Annotated in this window: 10 protein-coding genes and 4 pseudogenes; 9 read left to right on the top strand and 5 right to left on the bottom strand. The window is 69.9% G+C overall.

Features of this window, described 5'->3' with window-relative positions; genetic code table 11:
• Nucleotides 1–121, top strand: a pseudogene (locus ACLIBK_RS23275) (IS630 family transposase); the annotation flags it as partial.
• Nucleotides 122–260: 139 nt separating this feature from the next.
• Here the strand turns inward: ACLIBK_RS23275 and ACLIBK_RS23270 are convergent.
• Nucleotides 261–383: pseudogene (locus ACLIBK_RS23270) on the bottom strand (IS5/IS1182 family transposase); the annotation flags it as partial.
• A gap of 65 nt (nt 384–448) precedes the next feature.
• On the opposite strand from ACLIBK_RS23270, the gene ACLIBK_RS23265 reads away from it, so the two are divergent.
• Nucleotides 449–1,395, top strand: a protein-coding gene (locus ACLIBK_RS23265) for an IS630 family transposase (protein ID WP_415389695.1) whose coding sequence is annotated in 2 segments (ribosomal slippage) — nt 449–796 and nt 799–1,395 — 945 coding nt in all. Because the reading frame shifts where the segments join, the coding sequence is not laid out codon by codon here.
• On the opposite strand, the pseudogene ACLIBK_RS23260 reads toward ACLIBK_RS23265, so the two are convergent.
• Both ACLIBK_RS23260 and ACLIBK_RS23255 read right to left on the bottom strand, forming a co-directional pair.
• A pseudogene (locus ACLIBK_RS23260) lies at nt 1,395–2,140 on the bottom strand (IS630 family transposase); the annotation flags it as partial. The gene ACLIBK_RS23265 and the pseudogene ACLIBK_RS23260 overlap by 1 nt on opposite strands.
• A gap of 239 nt (nt 2,141–2,379) precedes the next feature.
• A complete protein-coding gene (locus ACLIBK_RS23255) occupies nt 2,380–2,883 on the bottom strand; it encodes a MarR family winged helix-turn-helix transcriptional regulator (protein ID WP_415389694.1) in 504 nt (167 codons plus the stop codon).
• Nucleotides 2,884–3,161: 278 nt separating this feature from the next.
• Here ACLIBK_RS23255 and ACLIBK_RS23250 point away from each other — a divergent pair, with 278 nt between their 5' ends.
• From ACLIBK_RS23250 to ACLIBK_RS23235, 4 genes are all read left to right on the top strand, one after another.
• Entirely contained in the window at nt 3,162–3,950 is a 789-nt protein-coding gene (locus ACLIBK_RS23250) for an alpha/beta fold hydrolase (protein ID WP_415389693.1), read from the top strand.
• Nucleotides 3,947–5,116, top strand: a complete 1,170-nt coding sequence (locus ACLIBK_RS23245) for an LLM class flavin-dependent oxidoreductase (protein WP_415389692.1) — start codon at nt 3,947–3,949, stop codon at nt 5,114–5,116. Before ACLIBK_RS23250 ends, ACLIBK_RS23245 begins: the two co-directional genes overlap by 4 nt.
• Before the next feature lie 90 nt (nt 5,117–5,206).
• The gene (locus ACLIBK_RS23240; protein WP_415389691.1) at nt 5,207–6,217 is read left to right on the top strand and encodes a tripartite tricarboxylate transporter substrate-binding protein; all 1,011 of its coding nucleotides are present in this window, start codon (nt 5,207–5,209) and stop codon (nt 6,215–6,217) included.
• A 109-nt stretch (nt 6,218–6,326) separates the two neighbouring features.
• On the top strand, nt 6,327–7,325 hold the full coding sequence (locus ACLIBK_RS23235; protein ID WP_415389690.1) for a Bug family tripartite tricarboxylate transporter substrate binding protein: 999 nt from the start codon (nt 6,327–6,329) through the stop codon (nt 7,323–7,325).
• A 40-nt stretch (nt 7,326–7,365) separates the two neighbouring features.
• Here the strand turns inward: ACLIBK_RS23235 and ACLIBK_RS23230 are convergent, their stop codons facing one another.
• Complete coding sequence (locus tag ACLIBK_RS23230) at nt 7,366–7,713, bottom strand: tripartite tricarboxylate transporter substrate-binding protein (RefSeq protein ID WP_415389689.1); 348 nt, start codon at nt 7,711–7,713, stop codon at nt 7,366–7,368.
• 144 nt (nt 7,714–7,857) lie between these two features.
• Between ACLIBK_RS23230 and ACLIBK_RS23225 the strand changes: the two genes are divergently transcribed.
• The gene (locus ACLIBK_RS23225) at nt 7,858–8,616 is read left to right on the top strand and encodes a segregation and condensation protein A (RefSeq protein ID WP_415389688.1); all 759 of its coding nucleotides are present in this window, start codon (nt 7,858–7,860) and stop codon (nt 8,614–8,616) included.
• 229 nt (nt 8,617–8,845) lie between these two features.
• Here the strand turns inward: ACLIBK_RS23225 and ACLIBK_RS23220 are convergent, their stop codons facing one another.
• Nucleotides 8,846–9,655 (bottom strand): IS5 family transposase, encoded by an 810-nt coding sequence (locus ACLIBK_RS23220; protein ID WP_415389687.1) that lies wholly within the window; start codon nt 9,653–9,655, stop codon nt 8,846–8,848.
• 185 nt (nt 9,656–9,840) lie between these two features.
• Here ACLIBK_RS23220 and istA point away from each other — a divergent pair, with 185 nt between their 5' ends.
• Together istA and istB are read left to right on the top strand one after the other, a co-directional pair.
• Nucleotides 9,841–11,364, top strand: a complete 1,524-nt coding sequence (istA, locus tag ACLIBK_RS23215; protein ID WP_415389696.1) for an IS21 family transposase — start codon at nt 9,841–9,843, stop codon at nt 11,362–11,364.
• Nucleotides 11,354–12,135: pseudogene (gene istB / locus ACLIBK_RS23210) on the top strand (IS21-like element helper ATPase IstB). The gene istA and the pseudogene istB overlap by 11 nt, the downstream one beginning before the upstream one ends.
• Nucleotides 12,136–12,324: the final 189 nt, after the last annotated feature.

The following is a 12,324-nucleotide window of genomic DNA, read 5'->3' as shown; positions in this document are numbered from 1 at the left end:
CCAGGGCTACATTGCCCAGACCAACGCCGCGCCGAAGCCCTTCATCTGGACCAAGACCGCCGATGACATCCTCGCCAGCGTCGGACGATTCTGCCAAAGAACTTCTAACTCAGACCACTAGCTGGACTTTGAGGATGAAAGTCATGGCACGGCACCGTCCCCATGGCGCCGCGTCTCATCGGCAGGTCACCGAAGAATTCATCGCGGGGCGCTGTTGCAGAATTCAGTCGGAGGATGTGGTTCGATCTTTGAGGGTTTGATCAAGCGCGGGCGATGGTGTCGGGCATACCAAAGGCGTTGAAGGTGTTGAGGGTCGCGCAGCGGATCTGAACTTCGGCGGTCTGCCGGGCGGGATCACGGGCGGATGGGCGCTCGCCTAGAGCATTTTGGTGTTGCGTGGGCTCGCGGGTTCTGATTCGACGCTGCTGTTTGAGCAGCGAGGGATGGAATGGCCGCACCGTTGTCGCAGGACCTGCGTCGCCGCCTGGTGCAGGCGGTGGAGGCGGGCAGTTCGGCCCGCGAGGCGGGGCGGCGTTTTGCCGTGAGCGGGTCCGCAACCATCAAGCTGGTGCGTCGCGTGCGCCAGACCGGCAGCACGGCCCCGGCGCGGATCGGCGGCTACCGCAAGCCGCTGCTGGCCGGGCACGAAGCCCTGCTGCGGCAATTGGTGGCAGCCAAGGGCAACATCACGCTGGCCGAGATCCAGGCGGCGCTGCTGGCCCGGGGCATCGAGGCGGGGTGCCTGACCACGATCTGGTCGACCCTGCGCAGGCTCGGGCTGTCGCACAAAAAAACAGCCTGAGGGCGGCTGAGCAGGACCGCCCTGATGTTGCGGCACATCGCCGGCGCTGGCGGGTGTGGCAGCGCTTCATGGACCCGGACGCCTTCGTGTTCCTCGATGAGACCGGCGCGGCCACCAACATGGTCCGCCGCTACGGCTGGGCATCCCGGAACGAGCGCCTGGTCCACGCCGCCCCGCACGGGCACTGGCGCACCACCACCTTTGTCGCAGGCCTGCGCAGCAGCGGCATCGTGGCCCCGCTGGTGCTCGACGGGCCCATGACCGGCCCGGCCTTTCTGGCCTACGTGAAGCAGTCTCTCGCCCCGGCTCTGCGGCCCGGCCACGTGGTGGTCATGGACAACCTCGCCGTCCACAAGGTCGCGGGCGTGCGGGACGTGATCAGGGCGGCAGGGGCCAGCATCCTCTACCTGCCCCCGTACTCCCCCGACCTGAACCCCATCGAGCAGCTCTTCGCCAAGCTCAAGGCCCTGCTCCGCGCCGCGGCCACCCGCACCAGGGAGGCACTGTGGACCACCATCGGCACCCTGCTCGACCGCTTCAGCCCAGCCGAGTGCCGTAACTACCTCGCCAACTCTGGCTATGCGTCCGAGTAAAGTGAAACCGCGTTAGCGGTGGGCAGCACCAAGCCTGCCCCGCTGCCGCGGGCCGGGCAGATGGCGCCGAACCGGTAACACCAGGCGTAGCGCTGGTCGCGGGGCGCTGTCGGGCGCGAGCCACGCTCGGCCCAGACCCGGGTCAGCGTGCCCTGCGGGCCGATGCGGGCCTCGTCCTGCCACCACAGCTCCAGCGGCTTGCCGCGGGCGCGGTCGGGCAGGGCGGCATCTATGAGGGCGGCGAAGTCGCGCTGAAAGACGCTTGTGCCTCGGGGTTGTGCCCGGGGTGCCGAGGTCGGGCGACCAGGCGTCGGAACCCGAGCCGGCGCAACACGGTGCTCATCGTACGTTCGGCCAAGCTCACTCCGAACCGGGCCTGGATGGCCCGCGCAAGGTCCGCCCGGCGCCAGCGCACCACGCCGTGCTCGGCCAGGTCAGGCCCTTGGCGGACCCATTCGGCAACCGCCGCCTCCTGCTCGGGCGACAGCAGCCGCTCGGGCCCGACATCGCCGCGCCGGTCCGACAGCCCAGCCAAGCCCTCCTCGTTGTAGCGGTGTACCCAGTCGCGCAGGGTTTGCCGGTCCATGCCCGCAGCCTGCGCCGCCTCCCTGGGCGACGCGCCGTCCAGCACCAGCGCCAGCGCCAGCATGCGCCGGGCCGCCGCCGTATCCCGGCTCCGGCCCGCTGCCCGGCGCAGCCCCACCGCGTCCAACTCCGTCCGGGTGATCTTGATCGCTGCCGCCATGCTGGCCTCCACCAATCCAGTGCAGCAAACAGCGAATCACGCCAGCGGCTACCTGAGAATCCAGCAAGAGTCGGATATCCAGGCCGGGCGTATAACTACCTCGCCAACTCTGGCTATGCGTCCGAGTAAGGTGAAACCGCTCTAGATTTCCACCCAGGCCCGATAATCGCCCAACTTGGAAACCCACCCGCGCGGCTCGTTCCTTCGACGGCCCAGGCACGAAGCCACACCCGACAGTCTCAGAAGGTTTTCAGGGCGGCCATCTTGCGTAGGAGGCGGACGAATTCCCGGCGTTCGTCGGGGTCCAGTGGCGCCAGAAAGCGGTCCTGAGTGCGCTCTACGCTGGGGCCCATGTCCTGCAACATCTGCCGCCCGCTGTCGGACAGGAAGAGTTGCCGGCCGCGACGATCGGCGGCGTTGACTTCGCGCCAGATCAGGCCGCGGCGTTCCAGCCGGGCCACCACGTCGCCGGTGGTGGAACGGTCCAGGTCCACCAGCGCGGCCACGGTGTTCTGGTCCACGCCGGGGTTGTGGGCCAGCGCGACCATGATGACGTGCTGCGGCCCGGTAACGCCGAATTCACGGCTTTCCTCGGCGAAGATCGTGGCGGAGCGCTGTTGCACGCAGCGCACGAGGTGACCGGGCTTGTCACGCAGCGGGTGGATGCCGGCGGCGGTGGACTCGGCGGCTGTGTCCGGCGGTGGCGCGTTGGCCAGGTCATCGGCCGTGGCAGGGGGGGTCACGGGCGGGTCTCGGTGGCGGGGTTGCTCACCTCTCTCCCATGCCGTGACGCGCCGCCGGGGGCAACCGGAAGTGCTGGACAATAGGGGCAATACGGATCAATCTTCCCTCCAACAACGGCGGTGGGCGCCGTTCCGGCGGTTCCGCGGTCCCAGAACCGTGCCGCCGTGACGCCCAGCGGCGCGAAGCAAGAACGCACGAGGAAACGTCCCCGCGTCCGGGAGCCCGCCGATGGTGGCTCCCCTCGCGCTGGGGCACCAGGCAGGAGGATCCGCAGGCCTTGCCCCATACCGAGTTCACGCGATCCATCCGCGGCCACGAGTTGCGCGTGCTGCGCGGCGGCGAAGGGCCGCCGCTGCTGTTCCTGCACGGCGCCACCGGCGGGGCCGAATGGCTGCCCGCGCTGGAGGAGCTGTCGGCGCGCTTCGACGTGATCGCACCCGAGCATCCGGGCTTCGGCGGCAAGGACGCGCCGTCCTGGCTCGATACCGTGAACGACATGGCCTATTTCTACCTCGACGTGCTGGCGGCGCTGGAGCTGCGCGGCGTGCACCTGGTGGGCGCCTCGCTGGGCGGCTGGATCGCGGCGGAGCTGGCGGTGCGCAACACCTCCCGCCTCGCCAGCCTGACGCTGGCCGGTGCGGCCGGCCTTCACGTCCCTGGCGTGCCGCAGGTGGACATCTTCCGCAGCAGCGACGAGCAGCGCATCCGCGACCTGTTCCACGACCAGTCCTTGGCCGATCGGATGGTGGAGCGCGAGCTGCGGCCGGAGCTGGAGGACGCGCTGCTACGCGACCGGCAGACCGCGGCGCGGCTGATGTGGCAGCCGCGCTCCTACGACCCGCACCTGCACAAATGGCTGCACCGGGTGGACGTGCCGACGCTGCTGGTCTGGGGCGAGCAGGACCGGCTGTTCCCGCCCGCCCATGCCGAAGCTTACCGAGCACTGATCCCCGGCTCGCGCGCCACCGTGCTGCCGGAATGTGGTCACCTGCCACCCGTGGAGAAGCCCCGGGAATTCGTCGCGGCGCTGAACGGCTTCCTGGCCGAGAAGGAGACCAGCCGGTGAAGATCTTCAACTTCCACCTGATGCCCTACGCGGACGTGGACCTGGACGCGATCGACCGGCACGGCTCCGCCTGGGTCGATTTCTCCAACAAGCACTACGACCCCGTGAAGGGCGCGGAGCTCTACAACCGCTACCTCGACGAGATGGAATATGCCGACCAGCTCGGCTTCGACGGGGTGGTGCTGAACGAGCACCACCAGACCGCCTACGGGCTGATGCCCACGCCCGGCGTGTTGGCCGGCGCCCTGGCGCGCTCGGTGAAGCGAGCCAAGGTGGCGATCCTCGGCCGCGCGCTGCCGCTGCTGAACAACCCGCTGCAGGTGGCGGAGGAATTCGCCATCCTGGACAACGTCACGCGCGGGCGCTTCATCGCCGGCTTCGTGCGCGGCATCGGCGCGGAATATCACGCCATGGGCATCAACCCCGCGGAATCGCAGGAGCGTTTCGCCGAGGCGCACGAGCTGATCATCCGCGCCTGGACGCAGCCCGGGCCTTTCGAGTACGTCGGCAAGCACTACGACTTCCGCTACGTGAACCCCTGGCCGGTGCCGTACCAAAAGCCACATCCGCCGATCTGGATCCCCTCGCAGGGCTCGGGCAGCACGATCCGCTGGGCGGCCAAGATGCGCTACACCTACTGCCAGACGCTGTCGCCGATCGGCATGGTGGCGAAGTTCTTCCAGCTCTACCGCGACGAGGCGGAAAAGGCCGGCTACCAGGCCAGCCCGGACCAGCTCGCCTGGTCCAACACGATCTACGTGGCCGAGACCGACGAGAAGGCGATCCGCGAGGCGCGGCCGCACCTGGAAGCGCTGGTGAACCGGCTGCTGCTGATGTCCTCGCCGACGCTGCTGCCGCCGGGCTACACCAACGTGGAATCGCTCAAGGCGATCCGCGCCAAGCGCTCCATGAGCCGCACCCAGACTATCGAGGGACTGATGGAAGCCGGCGTGGTGATCGTGGGCAGCCCCAACACGGTGCGCGAGAAGCTGGCGGCCTACCAGGACCTGGCAGGCTTCAACACCATCCTGACCAAGACGCAGTTCGGCACTATGTCGGCGGCGATGACCCGTGCGAACCAGGCTGCGATCGCGGAGGAGGTGATCCCTCACTTCCGCGACCGCCTGCCGCAACCGCGCTCCGTGACCAGCGTGGCCGCGGAGTAGCGCGGCGGACCGGGCGGGGGCCGGTCGCCCCCGTACCACGAGGAGGTGGCGCCGGACCGGAACGGCAGGGCGCCGGGGGAGGAAAGTGCCATGGTCCCGGACAGGGGTCCGACGCGACGCGCCGTGCTGCGGGTCGGGCCATCCCTGCTGCTGGCGGCGGGCGCCGCGCGGCGGGCGGCGGCGCAGCCGGTGGAGCGGCCGCTGCTGGACCGGCCGGCGCGGGTGGTGGTGGGCTATCCCGGCGGCGGGGCGGCCGACATCATCGCCCGCCTCTACGCCGAGCGGCTGCGCGGCCCCTTTGCGCCGCAGGCGGTGGTGGACAACCGCCCCGGCGCTTCGGCCCGGCTGGCGGTGGAGGCGGTGAAGGCGGCAGCGCCCGACGGCACCACGATCCTCTGCACGCCAGAGAGCGTCTTCACCATCTACCCGCACATTTACCCTCGCACCACGCGCTACGAGGTTTCCACGGATTTTGTGCCGGTCAGCGCGCTGGCCGCCTTTCCCTTCGGCGTGGCGGTGGCGGCCAGCCACCCCGCGCGCGACCTGGACGGCTTCGTGCGCTGGGCGCGCGGGCGGGGCGAGGTGCCCTACGCCTCGCCTTCGCCCGGATCGACGCCGCATCTCCTGGCGGCGCAGATGGCGCGCGCCCGCGGGCTGGACCTGGCCCACGTCGCCTATCGCGGCACCGGGCCGGCGCTGGTGGACCTGACGGCGGGGCGCATCGCCCTGGTCTCGGCGGTGCTGGGCGACCTGACGGAACAGCACCGCGCGGGGGCCGTACGCATCCTGGCGAGCACGGCGCCCGCGCGCTCGCCGCGACTGCCCGAGGTGCCGGTCTTCGCCGAACTGGGATTGCCCGAGTTGGTGGCGGAAACCTGGTACGCCATGCTGCTGCCGGCCGGCACGCCCGCCCCCGTGGTAGACGCGCTGCACCGCGCCATCGAGGCTGGCTCGCGCGACCCGCAACTGCGCGAGGCGCTGGCGCGGCAGGAACTGACCGCGATCAGCAGCACGCCCGCCGTTCTGGCCGAGCGGCTGCGGGCCGAGCGCGACCGCTGGGCGCCCATCGTGCGTGACACCGGCTACACGGCCGAGGAATGACCGCCGGCCGAACAGTCCCGCCCCTTCCGTCGCGCCGGGGCAGAACTGCCCGGACCCGGCCGGCGGGGTGCGAGGATGCCGAACAACCGGGCAGGCCGGGAGAACCAGCATGACTGCCCCATTCCCGCTCGGCCGCCGCGCCGCGCTCCGTGCCGCCGGCGCGGCCCCACTGCTGGGCATCCTGCCGCGGCCCGCCCGGGCGGAGCCGGTGCTGGACCGGGTAGCGCGCATGGTGGTCGGCTACCCCGCCGGCGGCGCGGCGGACGTGATCGCGCGGCTCTTCGCGGAGCGGCTGCGCGGCCTCTACGCGCCACAGGTGATCGTGGAGAACCGCACCGGCGCCTCGGCGCGCCTGGCGGTGGACGCCGTGCGCAAGGCTGCGCCGGATGGCACCACGATGCTGTTCACGCCGGAAGCGGTGTTCACCATCTACCCGCACACCTACCCGAAAAGCGTGCGCTATGACGCCTGGGCGGATTTCGCGCCGGTCAGCGGGCTCTCGGTCTCCGTCTTCGGCTTTGTGGTGGATGCGAAGCATCCCGCGCGCGACCTGGACGGTTTCGTCCGCTGGGCCCGCGAGCAGGGCGAGGTTCCCTACGCCACGCCCTCGGCGGGTTCCACGCTGCATTTCCTGACGGAGCAGATGGCGCGCAGCCGCGGCTTGCGCATGCAGCACGTGGCCTATCGCGGCACCGGCCCGGCGCTGCTGGACATGGCGGGGGGAAGGCTGGCGGCGGTGACGGCGGTGCTGAGCGACGTGATGGAAGGGCACCGCGCCGGCACGATGCGCATCCTGGCGATCACCGCCGCCGCGCGCTCACCCAAGCTGCCCGACGTGCCGACCTTCGCGGAGCTGGGCTATCCCGAGCAGAGCGCGGAAGCCTGGTACGCCATGCTGCTGCCGGGCGGCACGCCGGCACCGATCGTGGAAGGGCTGCAGCGGGCGATCGAGACGGCGACGCGCGACCCGCAGCTGCGCGACGCGCTGCTGCAGCTGGAACAGGCGCCGCTCGGCACCACCGCGGCCGCGCTGGCCGAGCGCCTGCGCGCCGAGCGCGACCGCTGGGGGCCGATCGTGCGCGACACCGGCTACACGGCGGAGGAGTAGAAACGGCGGAGCGCGCGCATGCTCCGCTGCCCACGCGCGCTCACTCCACGCGGATGCCGGCGGTGCGCACCACCGAGCCCCAGCGCTCGTAGTCGGCGCGCACCAGGGCGGCAAAATCGGCGCTGGAACCGCTACCGGCCTCGCTGCCGAGGGTGGCGAGGTGGTCGCGCAGCATCGCGTCGGTCAGGGCGCGGCTGGTAGCCTCGTGCAGCCGGGCCACCATCTCTGGCGGCGTACCGGCGGAGGCGAAAAGGCCATTCCAGCCGTAGAAGGCCATCTCGGGAAAGACGGATTCTGCGAGCGAGGGCACTTGCGGCAGCGTCGCGGCGCGGCTGGTGCCGCTGACCACCAGCCCCTTCAGCGTGCCGTCGAGGATGAAGGGCTGCATGCTGACGATGGCGTCCGACTGGCCGGTGCTGCATCTCGAACTGCTGCCGCACTACGGCGATGGCTAAGCCGGGCACGCAGGCGGCGGAAGAGCCCCGAGCGGAAGCGGCGGGCCCAGGCGGAGCAGGGGACACCGCGGCTGAGTGTGTTGGGGTTCGAGGGCCCGCTGGACTTCCTGCTGGAGATGGTGCGCCGGCACCGGGTCGACCTGGGCCGGCTGTCGATTGTGACGCTCACCGAGCAGCTGGTGGCGGCCATCGAGAGTAGGGCCGAGCGCATCGTGATCGAGCGGCGGAGCGACTGGCTGGTGTTGGCCGCCGAGCTGGTGCGGCTCAAGGCGCAGCTGCTGGCGCCGCCCACGCCGGAGGTGGCGGCTGCAGCGGAGGCCGAGGCCGACCTGCGGCTGGCGCAGCTGGAGCAGGTCGCGGGCACCCGGGCGGCCGCGGCGTGGCTGTCAGGGCGCCCGCAGCTGGGCCAAGCGGTGTTCGGGCGAGGGTGGGCGGAGCAACGACCGCGGCCGCAGGCGGAGCTGTTGCTGGGCTTCCTGGAAGCCACCCTGGCACTGCTGGAGGTAAGGGCAGGGGTGCACGCCACGGAGCCCGCGCCCTACCGGCCGAGCCCACCGGGCTTGTGGCGGGTGTCAGGCGCGATCGGGCGGCTGCGGCAGCTGCTGGGCGAGGTAGGCGCGGCCGAAGCATCAGGGTCAGCACGGGAGCTGGCGTGCTTCCTACCCGACACGCCGGAGGCGCCACTCCGACGCCGTGCCGCCCTGGCCAGTACCCTGCTCGCCGGCTTCGAACTCGCCCGCGACGGTCAGCTGCGCATGAAGCAGGATCATCCGTTCGGGACAATTCTCCTCGCGGCAGCACAGCCCGTGCCGGTGTCGCAAGGCTCAGCCCAGTAATCACGCACGGGAGACGAGGGGTCGGGAGCGAGTGTTCGAGTCTCGTCTGCAACAGCGATAGGAGCCGGGCGCAAACATTCTCTGGAATGGGCAATGCGATAGCCACTCGCCCAAAGGGCGGGGACCGTCGCCAGTGACCGTAGCTCAGGAGAAACCCTGAAATCTTCCTGCATCCGCGCCGAAACGATCTTCAGTTGTTGATTTGCACTCAGAGCCTGTTTGAGCGAGATCAGAGCGGATTGATGAGGGCCTCGGTGGCCGCGAGTACGGCGGCGCAGGCGAGACGCGCGGCTGCGACGTCGAGGCGACCGGCACGATCCCGCAGCAGGCCACCCCAGTGGGCGAGCCAGCCGAAGCTGTGCTCGACCACCCATCGCCGGGGCAGTACGGCGAAACCCCGCTGACCTGGGGGCCGCACGACGACCTCGTGGCGCATGCCGTGCAGGTTTGACCACTCGCGGCAGCGCTCGGCGGTGAAGGCGCCGTCGAGGATCGCAACCCGCAGGCTCGGCCAGGCCACCTTGCCATCGTCGAGTGCAGGCAAGGTGTCGCGCTCCTGGACCGAGGCCGGGACGACGGCGATGGCCAGCCAGTTGCCGTCGGCATCCACCATGGCCACCCGCTTACGCCCCAACGTCGGCTTGGCAGCGTCGAAGCCACGTGGCCCGCGCACCGGGATGCACTTCACCGTTTGCGTGTCGATGATCGCCAGCCTTGGCTCGGCCCTGCGGCCTGCCGCGCGACGGCGCAGCCGGGCCAAGTCGCACATCATGCGCCCGAACAGGCCTAGAGCCTGCCAGCGCCGGAACCAGCCGTACACCGTCCGCCACGGCGGCATGTCCGGCGGCAGTGCCCGCCATCCACCGCCCACCCGCAGGTGCCACGCGATCGCCCGCACCACGGCAAGGGTCGGCGTGGCACCGTCGCTGCTGGGTGGATCAGCCCGCTCCAGCCAGTCCGCCACCTCGCGCACCGCGCAACTCGAAACCATGTGCTTCAGGCGCGCCGCGTGGCCTGCCCGATGCCGCTCCGTCCACATCTCTCCCACCCCTCCGCCCCGCCAGGCGGTTCGCGGTGTTCACCTCAGGAGTAGATGGGGACGGACGGCAGAGGGCCGCTCAAACAGGCTCTCAGGACCCGGGAGGGGCCAGAGTTTTCGCTGAGAAATGACCCGTGTCTGTTCACCTCCCCGACTGGCTGGTCGGGGTTACCGGAGTGATCGACATGGAGTTGTTGAGTGTGATCCGCCGGTGGCACTACCGGGATTGCCTCCCGATCCGCGAGATCGAGCGACGGACGGGTCTGTCACGGAACACGATCCGCAAGTACCTGCGGGCGGACGATGTGGAGGTAAGGTTCAAGGTTCCTGAGCGTCCGAGCCGCCTGGACCCCTTTGCCGACAGGCTTTCGGAGTGGCTGAGGGTAGAGGCGGGCAAGGGCCGCAAGGGGCGCCGGACGGTGCGGCGGATCCACGCGGATCTGGTGGCACTGGGTTATGGCGGATCCTACGGCCGGGTCGCAGCCTTCGTCCGACGCTGGCAAGCGAGACGGGAGGTGGCACAGCAGACCATCGGGCGCGGAGTGTTCGTACCGCTCGCCTTCCATCCCGGCGAGGCGTTTCAGTTCGACTGGAGCGAGGACTGGGCGACGGTGGGCGGCAAGCGCATCAAGCTGCAGGCCGCCCATACCAAGCTGTCGCACAGCCGCGCCTTCGTGATCCGGGCCTACAAGCTGCAGACCCACGAGATGCTGTTCGACGCCCTGGCCGAGGCATTCCGCGTGCTGGGCGGCGTGCCGCGCCGCGGCATCTTCGACAATATGCGGACCGCCGTGGACCGCGTCGGCGCGGGCAAGAGCCGGCAGGTCAACGCGCGGTTCCAGGCCATGGCCAGCCACTACCTGTTCGAGCCGACGTTCTGCTCTCCGGCCTCGGGCTGGGAGAAGGGTCAGGTCGAGAAAAACGTGCAGGATGCCCGGCGGCAGATCTGGCAGGTCATGCCACCTTTCGTCGATCTGCCCTCCCTCAACCTGTGGCTGGAGGCCCGCTGCATCGAACGCTGGAGCGAGATCCCCCACGGGGTGCTGCCGGGCAGCGTCGCCGAGGCGCATGCCGGGGAGCGGGCGAGCCTGATGCCGATGGGACGGGCGTTCGACGGCTTCGTCGAGCACGCCAAGCGGGTGTCACCGACCTGCCTCGTGCATTTCGAGAGCAACCGCTACAGCGTCCCGGCCTCGTTTGCCAATCGACCGGTGAGCCTGCGCGTGTATCCCGACCGGCTCGTCGTGGCGGCCGCGGGACAGATCCTGTGCGAGCACGTGCGGATCGTCGAGCGCGCGCACGACCTGCCCAGCCGCACCGTCTACGACTGGCGGCACTATCTCGCGGTGATCCAGCGCAAGCCGGGGGCGCTGCGCAACGGCGCACCCTTCGCCGAAATGCCGGAGGCGTTCCGCAAGCTGCAGGCCCAACTCTTGCGGCGACCGGGGGGCGAGCGGGAGATGGTGGACATCCTCGCCCTGGTGCTGCAGCACGACGAGGGGGCCGTGCTCTGCGCCGTGGAACTGGCCCTCGAGGATGGCGTCGCCACCAAGACCCACATCCTCAACGTCCTGCACCGCCTGACCGACGGTGCGAGCACGACCGCGGCGATCGATGCCCCCCAGGCCCTCGCCTTGAACCAGGAGCCGAGGGCCGACACCGGCCGCTACGACGCGCTGCGGACCCGCGAGGTGCGCCATGCGTCATGATCCCGCCAGCGCCGCCCTGGTCGTCATGCTGCGGGGGCTCAAGATGTACGGCATGGCCCAGGCGGTCGCCGAACTGGCCGAACAGGGGGGGGGCCGGCGTTCGAGGCGGCCGTGCCCACCCTCTCCCAGCTGCTCAAGGCCGAGATGGCCGAGCGCGAGGTGCGCTCGATCGCCTACCACACCAAGGTGGCCCGGTTCCCCGCCTACAAGGATCTGGCGAGCTTTGATTTCGCGGCGAGCGAGGTCAACGAGGCCACGGTGCGGCAACTGCACGGGGGCGACTTCACCGAGCAGGCCGACAACGTCGTGCTGATCGGTGGACCCGGCACCGGCAAGACGCATCTCGCCTCGGTGCCGGGTGTTCAGGCCATCGAACACGGCCGCAGGAAGGTCCGGTTCCTGTCCACGGTCGACCTGGTGAATGCGCTGGAGCAGGAAAAGAGCGCGAACAAGGCCGGGCAACTCGCTGAGCGTCTGCTCCGTCTCGACCTCGTCATCCTCGACGAGCTCGGCTACCTGCCGTTCAGCGCCTCGGGTGGTGCACTGCTGTTCCACCTGCTCAGCAGGCTCTACGAGCGCACCAGCGTCGTGATCACCACCAACCTGAGTTTCAGCGAGTGGGGTGGCGTGTTCGGCGATGCCAAGATGACGACGGCCCTGCTCGACCGGCTCACCCACCACTGCCACATCCTGGAAACCGGCAACGACAGTTTCCGGTTCAGGAGCAGTTCGGCCGAACCCAGGAACAGGAGGACCAAAACACCCGCTTGACCCGCGACCAGAGCCCGAGGGACATATCCCTGCACGGGTCAGTTCTCGATGAAAACGCCGGGGCAGTTCTCAGCGAAACTCAACAGATCCTCAGTCCAGAGGAGAAACCGCCTTACAGTTCACCCACGCCTCATCCGTGGTGCGCCGGATCCCGCGATGCCGCATCCTACGGAGCGCCGCTAAGACACC

Origin of the sequence: Roseomonas sp. BN140053, assembly GCF_047690175.1 — a bacterium.
GTDB lineage: Bacteria > Pseudomonadota > Alphaproteobacteria > Acetobacterales > Acetobacteraceae > Roseomonas.
Note: the sequence above shows the minus strand (reverse complement) of the source record. Positions and strands in the feature narration are given on the sequence as shown.

Excerpts from the sequence above, each read along its gene's own strand:
- ACLIBK_RS23235 (WP_415389690.1), top strand. The coding sequence starts at position 6,327 with ATGACTGCCCCATTCCCGCTCGGCCGCCGCGCCGCGCTCCGTGCCGCC.
- istA (WP_415389696.1), top strand. The coding sequence starts at position 9,841 with ATGGAGTTGTTGAGTGTGATCCGCCGGTGGCACTACCGGGATTGCCTC.
- ACLIBK_RS23240 (WP_415389691.1), top strand. The coding sequence starts at position 5,207 with ATGGTCCCGGACAGGGGTCCGACGCGACGCGCCGTGCTGCGGGTCGGG.
- ACLIBK_RS23230 (WP_415389689.1), bottom strand. The coding sequence starts at position 7,713 with ATGCAGCCCTTCATCCTCGACGGCACGCTGAAGGGGCTGGTGGTCAGC.
- ACLIBK_RS23220 (WP_415389687.1), bottom strand. The coding sequence starts at position 9,655 with ATGTGGACGGAGCGGCATCGGGCAGGCCACGCGGCGCGCCTGAAGCAC.